This is a genomic window from Flavobacterium olei (genome assembly GCF_039749035.1).
Classification (GTDB): domain Bacteria; phylum Bacteroidota; class Bacteroidia; order Flavobacteriales; family Flavobacteriaceae; genus Flavobacterium; species Flavobacterium olei.
Window position 1 is genome coordinate 648,299 of record NZ_JBDKWC010000004.1, and the last position, 12,752, is coordinate 661,050.

Consider the following 12,752-nt stretch of genomic DNA (forward strand, 5'->3'; position numbering starts at 1 on the left):
ATTATTTTAGCCATACTCTCATTAAAGAAGATAATTGTTCCACATTAACCGGCTTTGTAATATAATCAGATGCTCCCGACTCAATGCATCGCTGTCTGTCACCCTTCATTGCTTTTGCTGTAACTGCAATGATAGTAAGGTCTTTATGTTTGTTGTTTTTACGAATAATTTTCATCGTTTCGTATCCGTCAAGTTCGGGCATCATGATATCCATCAGGACAATATCAATCGAATTATCGTCATTTAAAATTTCTATTGCTTCATGACCGCTTTCTGCACTTATAACATCTAATCCGAAACGTTCGAGGGCAGTAGTAAGGGCAAATAAATTACGCACATCATCATCTACAAGAAGCACTTTTTTATTTGTAAGCACATCTTCTTTCAAATAATAGGTTTCTATTCTTTGCTTCATTTCCTGCGGAAGTTCTGTATGAATACGATGCATGAAAAGGGCAGTCTGGTCTATAAGCTCTTCCATTGATGTTGCACTTTTCGTAATAATACTGTGCGCAAAACGGTTGAGTTTACTGCGTTGCTTTTTATTGACATCTCCTGCCGAATGAATGATTACCGCTGTTTCCTGACCGCTGATATTGTTTTCAAGATCGGTAATTAAATCCAGTCCGTCTGCATCAGGAAGAACTAAATCTAAAATAATGCAGTTAAAAGATTTCTCTTTTATAAACTGAATTGCTTCTTTGGCTGTTGCTGCTGTTACGATTGTAATATCTTCTCCATGAATGGCATTTTTAATTCGTTCCAGTTCATCCGGATTATCATCTACAACGAGCACATTTTTATCTTTTTTGTTTTTAAGATCGTGTATATCATTAAAAAGCGAATTTAAAATATCGTTTTTTACCGGTTTGATAAGGAAATTTCTGGCGCCTCGTTTCAGACCTTTGTTTCGCTCGTCCTCGCCCGAAATAATGTAGACAGGAATATGACGCAGTGTAAAATCGGTTTTTAACCTGTCCAGAATTTTCCATCCGCTGGTGTCCGGCATATTAAGATCCATAGTTATGGCATGAGGCTGAAAATGATTAATATAATCAATTACGTCATTTCCTTTGGTTGTCACAATGGCTTTTATATTGTGCTGATGGGCTCTTTCCAGCAGAATTTTGGCAAATGTAATATTATCTTCAACAATTAAAACAATGGTGTCCTCAGGTTTAATATCGGTTCGGTCATCACCAATTTCATCCGCAAAATACAAATCGATATCCGATTTATTGAAACTTGCAGAAGGAAGTGATTTCAGTCGGCTTTTTCCTGCGTGAAGCACATTGGTTTCATCATTAACTGTAATGTCGTCGATTTCAGGAATATGAACGAATTTCAATGGAAGGAATAGGGTGAATTTACTTCCGATATTAGAGTCACTTTCCAGTTCGATACTACCGCCTAATAAATCAGAAAGACCACGGCTGATAGAAAGTCCAAGACCTGTTCCACCGTATTTACGACTCGTAGATCCTTCGGCTTGTTGGAAAGCTTCAAAAATGATGTTTTGCTTTTCTTTAGAAATACCAATTCCGGTATCTGAAATTTCAAATGCAACCACTGCTTCGGCATTATCCAGACTGGCATTTTTGGTTTTCCAATTTTTTTCTGCTTTATAAATATTAAGTTTTACTTCTCCTTTTTCTGTAAATTTAAATGAATTTGACAATAAATTTTTAAGAATTTGGTTCAGTCGCTGTGAATCGGTTTCCATAACTTCAGGCAGGTTTTGATCCATGCTGATTTCAAAATTAAGATGTTTTGCCTGAGAAATAGGGTTGAAGGTCGATTCTACAAATCGGCTTATTTCATTAAAACTAATCGGGTTATAGTCGACAGAAATATAACCGGACTCAATTTTAGAAAGATCCAGAATATCGTTAATTAATTGAATAAGGTCATCACCGCATGAGTTAATTGTTTTGGCAAACTGAATTTGTTTTTCAGATAGATTTCCGTCCCTGTTGGCAATTAATTCATTCGCAAGAATCTGTAAACTGTTTAGAGGAGTTCTTAATTCGTGCGACATATTAGCAAGGAATTCCGATTTGTATTTGGAGGTTAAAGTCAGCTGATCTGCTTTCTCTTCCAGTGCTTTTCGGGCAACCTCAACTTCCTGGTTTTTAAATTCCACTTCTTCCTTTTGGTTGGCCAGCAAAATGGCTTTTTCTTCCAGTTCCTCATTTGTATTTTTCAATACTTCCTGCTGACTTTTCAGCTCACTTGCCAATGATTGCGATTGTACCAGTAATTCTTCTGTTCTGGAATTTGATTCAATGGTATTAATTACAATACCAATACTTTCTGTTAGTCCTTCAAGGAAATCCAGGTGAATCTGACTAAAAGTATCAAGAGAAGCCAATTCAATAACGGCTTTTAGTCTTCCTTCAAAAAGAACCGGAAGAATGATAACGTCTGTTGGTCTTGCATCTCCCAAACCAGAGTTGATTCGGATATAATCTTTTGGAATATTGCTTAAAATAATTCTTTCTTTTTCTACCGCAACCTGACCAATTAAGCCTTCGCCCATGGCATATTGCTCACGGGAATTTTTTCTTTTTATATAAGCGTATGAAGCGATCAGATTAAGTTTTGAATCCATAAAATCTTCGCCTTCTTCCAGAATATAGAAAAGACCGTGCTGTGCCGTTACAACCGCAGCAAGTTCTGATAAAATTTTTCTCGTTACAGCATTTAACTCTTTCTGACCCTGAAGCATTTGCGTAAACTTTGCTAAATTCGATTTCAGCCAGTCCTGTTCCTGATTACGAAGCGTTGTTGCTTTCAGGTTGGAAATCATCTGGTTGATGGTATCTTTTAAAGCTTCAACTTCACCTTTTGCTTCCACACCAATTGTTCGCGTTAAATCCCCTTGTGTTACAGCAGAAGCAACCTCAGAAATAGCACGTACCTGAGTAGTCAGATTTGCAGCCAGCTGATTAACGTTTTCCGTTAAGTTTTTCCATGTACCCGAAGCTCCCGGTACATTGGCCTGACCACCCAGTTTTCCTTCGGCACCTACTTCTCGCGCCACAGTAGTAACCTGATCGGAGAAAGTGGCCAGCGTATCAATCATTTCGTTAATAGTATCGGTTAATTGCGCTACTTCACCTTTGGCATCGATAGAAAGTTTTTGTTTCAGATTTCCTTTGGCTACCGAGGTTACTACTTTGGCAATTCCACGAACCTGACCTGTTAAGTTGGATGCCATAACGTTAACAGAATCCGTTAAATCTTTCCAGGTTCCTGCAACACCTTTTACTTCCGACTGTCCGCCCAGTTTTCCTTCGGTTCCTACCTCACGCGCTACACGCGTTACTTCAGAAGCAAACGAATTTAACTGTTCCACCATCGTATTGAATGTGTTCTTCAAATCTAGAATTTCTCCTTTTACGTCAACGGTAATTTGTTTAGAAAGGTCACCATTTGCTACAGCTTTTGTTACATCGGCGATATTACGTACCTGACCGGTTAAGTTAGACGCCATCTGATTCACCGAATCGGTCAAATCTTTCCAGGTTCCTGCAACTCCGGGTACGAAAGCCTGTCCGCCCAGTTTTCCGTCGGTTCCTACCTCACGTGCCACACGGGTTACCTCAGAGGCAAAGGCACGAAGCTGATCCACCATCGTATTTACGGTTTCCTTCAATTGCAGGATTTCTCCACGAACGTCGGCAGTAATTTTTTTAGACATATCTCCATTTGCCACGGCAATGGTTACCTCAGCAATATTACGTACCTGCGTGGTTAAGTTACCCGCCATTTGATTCACCGAATCGGTCAAATCTTTCCAGGTTCCTGCAACTCCGGGTACGTTTGCCTGACCTCCCAATTTTCCTTCTGTACCTACTTCACGCGCTACACGGGTTACCTCAGAGGCAAACTCACGAAGCTGGTCCACCATGGTATTTAGAGTTTCTTTTAACTGAAGAATTTCTCCACGCACGTCCACCGTAATTTTTCTCGACATATCACCGTTAGCAACGGCAATCGCCACATCGGCAATATTACGTACCTGAGCGGTAAGGTTTCCGGCCATTTGATTCACCGAATCGGTTAAATCTTTCCAGGTTCCTGCAACTCCCGGTACGTTCGCCTGGCCTCCCAGTTTTCCTTCTGTTCCTACTTCTCGTGAAACCCTTGTTACCTCCGAAGCAAAACCTCGAAGCTGATCCACCATGGTATTGATGGTATTTTTTAATTCTAAAATTTCTCCTTTTACGTCAACCGTAATCTGGAGCGATAAATCTCCTTTTGCTACCGCTGTTGTTACTTCGGCAATATTACGTACCTGACCGGTTAAGTTGGATGCCATCTGGTTTACCGAGTCTGTTAAATCTTTCCATGTTCCGCCGACACCTTCAACCTGAGCCTGACCTCCCAGCTTTCCTTCAGTACCAACCTCACGTGCTACACGGGTTACCTCAGAAGCAAATGAATTCAGCTGACCCACCATTGTATTAATAGTATTTTTAAGCTCAAGGATTTCCCCTTTGGTATCAACCGTAATCTGGCGTGATAAATCTCCTTTTGCCACCGCTGTTGTTACCTCCGCAATATTACGTACCTGACCGGTTAAGTTAGATGCCATCTGATTAACAGAATCGGTCAAATCTTTCCATGTTCCGCCGACACCTTTTACTTTAGCCTGACCTCCCAGTTTTCCTTCGGTTCCTACCTCAAGCGCCACACGGGTTACCTCAGAAGAGAAGGAATTCAGCTGATCCACCATCGTATTAATGGTTTTTTTAAGCTCCAGGATTTCTCCTTCGGCTACAGCCGTAATTTTTTTAGACAAATCTCCGTTTGCCACAGCCGTTGTTACCTCAGCAATATTACGTACCTGACCGGTTAGGTTGGAAGCCATCTGGTTAACCGAATCGGTTAAATCTTTCCATGTTCCGCCGACACCTTTTACTTTGGCCTGACCTCCCAGTTTTCCTTCAGAACCTACTTCACGTGCCACACGGGTTACCTCGGCACCAAAAGAGTTCAGCTGATCCACCATGGTATTGATGGTATTTTTTAATTCGAGGATTTCTCCTTCAACGTTTACTGTAATTTTTTTAGAAAGGTCACCTTTTGCTACCGCTGTTGTTACTTCGGCAATATTACGTACCTGACCGGTTAAATTAGAAGCCATCTGGTTTACAGAGTCGGTCAAATCTTTCCAAACGCCACCAACACCACGAACTCTTGCCTGACCACCCAGTTTTCCTTCCGAACCCACCTCACGTGCCACACGGGTTACCTCAGAAGAGAAGGAGTTCAGCTGATCCACCATGGTATTAATGGTGTCTTTAAGCTCAAGGATTTCTCCTTTTACGTCAACGGTAATTTTTTTAGAAAGATCGCCTTTTGCCACTGCTGTTGTTACATCTGCAATGTTACGCACCTGACCCGTAAGGTTAGATGCCATCTGGTTAACCGAATCGGTTAAATCTTTCCAGGTTCCTCCGACACCTTTTACCTGCGCCTGACCACCCAGTTTTCCTTCAGTTCCTACCTCACGCGCTACACGGGTTACCTCAGAAGAGAAGGAGTTCAGCTGATCCACCATGGTATTGATGGTATTTTTTAATTCCTGAATTTCTCCTTTTACGTCTACGGTAATTTTTTTAGATAAATCTCCTTTTGCCACCGCTGTTGTTACATCGGCAATATTTCGCACCTGACCCGTAAGGTTAGAGGCCATTTTGTTTACAGAATCGGTCAAATCTTTCCACACACCACCAACACCTCTCACTTTAGCCTGACCTCCCAGTTTTCCTTCAGTACCCACCTCACGTGCCACACGGGTCACCTCCATAGAAAACAAATTAAGCTGTTTTACCATTCCGTTTACTTCTTTTGCAATTCGAAGAAATTCTCCCTGAAGCGGATTCCCTTCAATAGAAAGCGGCATTTCCTGAGATAAATTTCCTTTTGCAACAGAAGTGATTACATGGGCAATTTCGATTGTTGGATGTACAAGATCTGAAATTAAGGTATTAACAGAATCAACACAGGAACTCCACGATCCGCGGGCGCCATCAAGAACAACGCGGTTGGTTAACTTTCCTTGTTTACCGATGCTTTTTCCAACTTTCTGAAATTCAAAAACCATTCTTTCATTCAAATCTATGATTTCATTTAAGGTATCACAGATAGATCTTTTCATTCCGTTTTGATCGGTAGGAAAACGTTGTGAAAAATTACCGTTTTTAACTTTCATTAAAATTTTTAAAAATTCGGCGTCAGATAGAATAGATTCTTCTTCTGATTCTTTTTTTCTTTTACGGCCGGATCCTTTTACCTCTGTAATTACAGGCAAAGCAATATGGATTTCGCTTTCGGCCGTTTTGTTAGTTGGTTTGGTTTTTTTCATAACTGGGGGAGTTGATATATTGGTTTGGGAGTATTGATTATTTACTGAAATGTTTTGGCGTTATATGTTTTCGTCTAATATTATTTTTCTCAGATGAAATTGCACAAATGCATCCATCGAGTCAGGTCTTTTGGTGTTGTCTGTATAATTGAGTGGTTTTATAATGTAGCCTGAAATGCCTAAATCTTCTGCGGTATCTCTGTCGGTACTTTCTGAAGAGGTAGTCATAATAAACACCTTTAGATTTTTAAGTTTATCATCTGTTCGTACTATTTTAAGGAATTCGATACCATTCATTTTTGGCATATTAATATCCAGCAGAATAACATCGGGTATAAGCGGACTTACTTCATCCCGCAGCATCTTTAAGGCTTCAAGGCCATTGTACGCCGTATGAAAAGCATAATCAATCATAAGCTTTTTCAAAGAACGCTCAACAGATATGATATCGAGTTCATCATCTTCAATAAGGAGAATTGTCGGGGTCTTCATTATATAGGAGTATTGCTCCAGGTGAAAATAAATTCTGTTCCTTCACCGGGACTGGATTTTACATTAATTTGTTCTTCTCGGTCATCTATAATTTTTTTGACAATCGCCAGACCGATTCCGGTACTTTCAATTTCGTTTTTTTCGCGCAATGTCTGAAAAATTTCAAAAATTTTGTGATGGTATTCAGGTGCAATCCCGATTCCATTATCTTTTACTGAAAACTGGTAAACTGTATCTAAATTTTCGCATTTAATCTCTATAACTGGATTTTCTGTTTTAGAATATTTAACAGCATTGCTAATCAGATTAGAAAATATCTGTTCGAGTTTTAAGCGTTCCGTATACAATTCAGGAAGACCATGAATGAGCAGCTTAAAATTTCTCGGAACAATTGACTGTGTAATTTCATATACAAGCGCATTTGTGTCAACCAATTCCGGATTTGTCCTGCGATTGATGCGCGCGTAATCGAGCAGCCCATTAATTAACGCTTCCATACGCTGGGTTCTTGCGGGAATTATTTTCAGATAGTTTTTTAAGGTAGGAGAGAGCTCATCTGATAAATCTTCTTCAATCCAGGAGATGACATTGTAAATCCCCCTCAATGGCGCCTTTAAATCATGAGAAACTACGTAAGCGAATTTATTAAGTTCTTCGTTTTTATTCTCCAGTTCATGAATGTTTTTCTCAAGTCGGTGCGACATTATATTTAATGACGATGAAAGTGCACTTAATTCATCATTCTTAGTGTCATTTACAATAGTAAAGTGTCCTTTGGAAATAGTATCAGCCTGATGTACCATAGAAGCAATGCGGTTGGTAATCATGATTACTATGTAGGCAGTGCTGCAGATTCCCACAAAAATGGTAAGTAAAAGAAAAATCAGAGAGTAGGTTCTCGTTTTGTTTAAGGAGTAGAGGAGCATATCGCTGTGGTGCCTGCGAATCTTATATTCGATTTTATCAAATGTCTTGAATTTTTTGCTTATCGAGTCATTAATATTTTTCCCGACATGTTTTTTTAGCTTGTTCTCAAATAACTGCATATAAGCAGATGAGTTTTCTCTTCTTGCAACTATCAGTTCCGAAGTATAATCAAGCCATTCATTATGCAGGGAGGTTATAGAATCCAGAATAGACGTCTGGACTTCATTGTTGCCTGTAAGTCTGCGTTGTTCGATAAGGTAACGCGGCACATTTTTCAGTCCGCTGTAATAAGATTCCAGAAAAGCAGGATCACTGGTTAGAAGAAATCCGCGGACTGCGCTCTGCATTTCAAGGATTGTGCGGTGTGTTTTATTTGAATTTCGAATGACAGCTTCTGAATGCGAAAGAAACTGGGAGTTAAGATTTACCTTACGTGCCATTCGATAATTCGTATACGAATCTGCTGCTGAAAGCAGGATAACGAGGATAAAGGCTAAAATAATCTGAGCTGATAGTTTCATAGCTGTTCTGCAAAAGCCAATATCCGGCGTTCTGCACTAAAAGTAACAAAAAAAATAATATAATTTATACCAATACCTGCGTCAGCATACTTAAAAAACGGTATGGATCATTAATGTACGTACTGCGTAAGAATCTTTTTTAATTCGTTCAGATCGCTCGGTTTTGATATATAGCCAGTTGCGCCATAATTTCTGGCTTTAATTTTTATTTCATCAAATAATGAAGTCGAAAAAATTATTACGGGAATATTATTTAAGATATCCTGTTGTTTGATCGCTACCAGAAATTCAAATCCGGACATAATAGGCATATTAATATCCAAAAATATGACATCGGGTGAAATTTCTTTTCTAATCAGTTTGTTTAGTGCCTCCACAGGATTTTGAAGGGAAGTATAATCTGCAGCTGAGACCGCCTGTAGCGCCTCCATAAAAAATTCGCAGTCATCGATATCATCGTCTATTTGAAGTACATTTTTATAAATCATAATTGTTTTTATTGTGTTATACAGTCCGCCAAGTTCGCAAAATTCGATTCTCAGTTAATAATTGAGAAATAGAATTGTTGCGTTAATTTATTTTTAAAATGGATTTATATGATCCGGCAGTTACGAAAATGTAATATCAAAAAGTGCCGGAAACCGTACTTTTCAAATGTGAACAAGAAAGGATTATAATAAATGTCTGTGTAAAGTTGCTGCATATATAATTTTGGATAATTCTTATGTGAAAATAAGGTATGTGTCTATCATGGATTTTATATAATTAAAGCTTCGACTTATATAATTAACATGCTAATTGTGGTAAATAAATTTTTTGAATTTTTAGAGAGAGAACTCATTTTATAATATATAAGTTTAATAATATAAGATAATGGAACAATCATATAATAATGTGTATCTGCACTATAATACATTTACAGGTATAAAGACAGCACATTATGGAAACGAAGATAAAATCCAAAAACTCATTTTACGCTTATCAGGAAAGAGATATTCATAAAATTTTTGACCACCTGATAGAAAGTGATACTATAAAATTATTATATCAGCTTCCGACAGGCGGAGGCAAAACGGTTGTGTTTTCTGAAATTGCCAGAAGATTTATTCAGGAGTTTAATAAAAAAGTAATAATCCTGACACATCGCAAGGAATTAGCGACGCAGACATCTGCAACTTTAAAAAAAATGGGTGTAAAAAACTGCATCATTAACAGTAAGACCAAAAATCTTAAAGAGGAATGTGATTGTCATGTTGCGATGGTAGAGACCCTTAGAAACCGAATAAAATCGAAAAAAATAAAAACAGACGGTGTCGGACTCGTAATTGTTGACGAAGCACATCACAATTCTTTTCGAAAATTAATGAGTACTTTCAAAAAAGCGTCTGTCATAGGTGTTACGGCAACTCCTTTTAGTTCTGATGTTTCCAAACCAATGAAAAAACATTATAAGGAACTCATAACAGGTGACACGATTTCAGATTTGATTGCCGATGGTTTTCTTGCTAAACCTAAATCGTATGTATACGAAGTAGAGCTCAATTCTTTAAAAACAGGATTGCATGGCGATTATACAGTAAATTCTTCTAATGAATTATATGGTTCAGATGCAATGCAGGAGCTGCTGCTAAAGGCTTATAAAGAAAATGCATCAGGAAAAAAGACGATTATTTTTAATACCGGAATTGCAGCATCACAAAAAGTATTTGAAACTTTTACCGCAGCCGGCATTCCCATAAGACATCTCGATAATAAAACCTCTGATGCAGATCGTAAAGAAATTTTGAAATGGTTTAAAAAAACAAAAGACGCCGTTTTATCTTCCATTTCAATCCTTACAACCGGATTTGATGAACCATCTGTACAAACTGTTATTCTTAACCGTGCTACTACGTCGATCACGCTTTACCATCAGATGGTGGGACGCGGCGCAAGGAAGCTTCCGTCAAAAAAGACTTTTTCAATTATAGATTTAGGTAATAACATCCAGCGTTTTGGACCCTGGGAAAACCCTATTGACTGGAAATTTGTTTTTGAACGTCCGGAAGAATTTGCCAAACAGCTTCATTATCAATCCAATGGTTCTTCTGTTCAGTCACATGGTATTTCTACAGAATTACGCGCACACTTTCCCCATACGTTAGAAATGACTTTTGATGTGGAAAGTAATTATCATGAGGCGGTTGATTTAGATAAAAAACCAAAAATTGTTATTCAGCAGTCTATCAGACAGCATGCAAAAATGTGCCTTGATAATGCTGAAACTTTATCTCAGGCAATTGCACTGGCAGAGTTATTACAGCCCGAGATCGACTGGCGTGTAAAACAGTATGTAAAATGTATTGATAACGCCAGTAAAAACTATAAAGAATGGCTGATGCAGGATTATCAGAACCGATTACAAGGGTTAATTATAAAGTTATTTCCCAGAATAAAGGCAGCAAGTTAAGATCAGAACGATAAAAATAGTGCGATAAATAATGTGCAAAGACCTGTTGTTGACGGTATAATCCCTTGATAAATTAGAATAAAAAAAATCATTTTTATTTTTGCCACTATATAAAACCTATATTAAAATTGATTCGTATATTGTAAATATAATAACAAGATTAAGATGAGTACGAAAGAAATACTTCTTGTCGATGATGATATCGATGATTTAGAAATTTTTATTGAGGCGATTGAGTCTCTTGATAAAAACGTGAAATGCCGAACTTCGCTAAGTCCAAAGCTAGCCCTTGAGGAACTCATTCAGGCAGATAATTTGCCTGACTTAATACTTTTGGATTATAATATGCCGCAAATAAATGGATTAGAATTTTTAAAACGACTACAAAGCGATACAAGACTTGCTGCCATAGAAGTAATAATTGTATCTACTCCCGAAGAGGAAGTTATGGTGCCGTGGCTGAATAAGAATGGTGTAAATGTTAAATATATATCCAAACCAAGTGATTTTGCAGAACTGAAAACAGTACTGAATGATATTTTGTAAATTTCATTCTGATGAACGTGACTGTTTATTAGATTACCCAAATTCTTGATTTTTCAAAGTAACGTAAATTATCGCAATATTGTTCCCTGACTTACTGTTATAGGATCTTGGCAATAAAGGCGTCTTATAATTAAAGTTTGGGCCTCGTGTCCCCATTTTTTTTCCGAGGTATACTCGGTCAGTACTTTTTTATATATAAAGTTCCGGTGAAGCATAATCATCGGAGTATTCTTCTGTACGTTTAAAAATTTTACTCTTATTTTTTACTCTTATTTTTTGCGTTTAAAGCAGGGATTCTTAATCTTGTTGTGCTATTTTTTTTACTATTATTTAAACAAAGAAGTTCAAACTGCCGGAATAAAAACGTATCTTTAAGTAGAGAGAAATTGTTGAAGTCTTCGGGCTCGCAAACTATATTACTATAAAGCAATAAAAAATATTACAATGAAATCACAATTAAATACCAATACTATATATATTAATGATGAGGTCGAAACTAATAATCAGTTTTTAGAAGATGTTTTAGACGGACTTCATCAGGAACCAAAGCATTTACAATCTAAATATTTTTATAATAAAAAGGGCGATGCACTTTTTCAGGAAATAATGGCTATGCCGGAATATTATCTTACGCGCTGTGAGATGGATATTTTCCAGAATAAAACGCAGGATCTCGCTACAATAATTACGGGAGACCATAGTCCGTTTGAACTGATAGAACTTGGTGCCGGAGATGCTTCAAAATCATTGCATTTACTACAATATCTTAAGAAAAACAAAGCTCAGTTTACTTATATGCCCATTGATATTTCGGGCAATATATTATCGGTTTTAGACAAGAAACTTCATGATACTATTCCAAATCTCGATATCACACTCCTTGAAGGTGATTATTTTGATATGCTCAAAAAGACATCCAAACTGTCTGCACGAAGAAAAGCCGTTTTGTTTTTAGGAAGTAATATCGGTAACATGGAACTAAGTGAGGCTGCCGAATTCTGTAAACAATTGCGAAAAAACCTCAACAAAGGAGATATTGTTTTAGTGGGTTTCGATTTAAAGAAGGATCCGAAGATTATTTTAAAAGCTTATAACGACCCGCAGGGAGTTACTGCAGCATTTAATCTTAATTTACTTGAACGAATAAATAACGAACTCAAAGCCAATTTTGATTTGACGCTATTCGAACATTATCAAAATTACGATCCATTAAGTGGCGCTTGCAGAAGTTATCTTGTAAGTCTTGACAATCAGAAAGTAAACATTGGAGCTGAAACTTTCCATTTTAAGAAAGATGAGGTTATTTATATGGAAGTTTCTCAGAAATTCTCATTGGATGATATGGAAAATTTGGCCGTCTCTTCTGGCTTTAAAACCATAAATACCATAACAGACAGTAAGGAATGGTTTGCAGATACTTTCTGGATCGCTGATTAATTAT

At 37.6% G+C, this 12,752-nt stretch carries 7 protein-coding genes; 3 read left to right on the forward strand and 4 right to left on the reverse strand.

Going from position 1 to position 12,752, the window contains the following annotated elements; translation table 11 throughout:
- Position 1: 1 nt before the first annotated feature.
- The 4 genes from ABEB31_RS13725 to ABEB31_RS13740 all read right to left on the reverse strand — a co-directional run bounded on the left by ABEB31_RS13725 (position 2) and on the right by ABEB31_RS13740 (position 8,804).
- Entirely contained in the window at positions 2–6,376 is a 6,375-nt protein-coding gene (locus tag ABEB31_RS13725; RefSeq protein WP_347052194.1) for a HAMP domain-containing protein, read from the reverse strand.
- A 60-nt stretch (positions 6,377–6,436) separates the two neighbouring features.
- Positions 6,437–6,868, reverse strand: coding sequence for a response regulator (locus tag ABEB31_RS13730; RefSeq protein ID WP_347052195.1), 432 nt, complete (start codon positions 6,866–6,868; stop codon positions 6,437–6,439).
- Positions 6,868–8,316, reverse strand: coding sequence for a sensor histidine kinase (locus tag ABEB31_RS13735; protein ID WP_347052196.1), 1,449 nt, complete (start codon positions 8,314–8,316; stop codon positions 6,868–6,870). Before ABEB31_RS13735 ends, ABEB31_RS13730 begins: the two co-directional genes overlap by 1 nt.
- Before the next feature lie 110 nt (positions 8,317–8,426).
- Positions 8,427–8,804 (reverse strand): response regulator, encoded by a 378-nt coding sequence (locus ABEB31_RS13740; protein WP_347052197.1) that lies wholly within the window; start codon positions 8,802–8,804, stop codon positions 8,427–8,429.
- Between the two features lie 452 nt (positions 8,805–9,256).
- On the opposite strand from ABEB31_RS13740, the gene ABEB31_RS13745 reads away from it, so the two are divergent.
- The 3 genes from ABEB31_RS13745 to egtD all read left to right on the forward strand — a co-directional run bounded on the left by ABEB31_RS13745 (position 9,257) and on the right by egtD (position 12,748).
- Positions 9,257–10,765, forward strand: coding sequence for a DEAD/DEAH box helicase (locus tag ABEB31_RS13745; RefSeq protein ID WP_347052198.1), 1,509 nt, complete (start codon positions 9,257–9,259; stop codon positions 10,763–10,765).
- 165 nt (positions 10,766–10,930) lie between these two features.
- Positions 10,931–11,311 (forward strand): response regulator, encoded by a 381-nt coding sequence (locus tag ABEB31_RS13750; protein ID WP_347052199.1) that lies wholly within the window; start codon positions 10,931–10,933, stop codon positions 11,309–11,311.
- A 444-nt stretch (positions 11,312–11,755) separates the two neighbouring features.
- Positions 11,756–12,748 (forward strand): L-histidine N(alpha)-methyltransferase, encoded by a 993-nt coding sequence (gene egtD / locus ABEB31_RS13755; protein ID WP_347052200.1) that lies wholly within the window; start codon positions 11,756–11,758, stop codon positions 12,746–12,748.
- Positions 12,749–12,752: the final 4 nt, after the last annotated feature.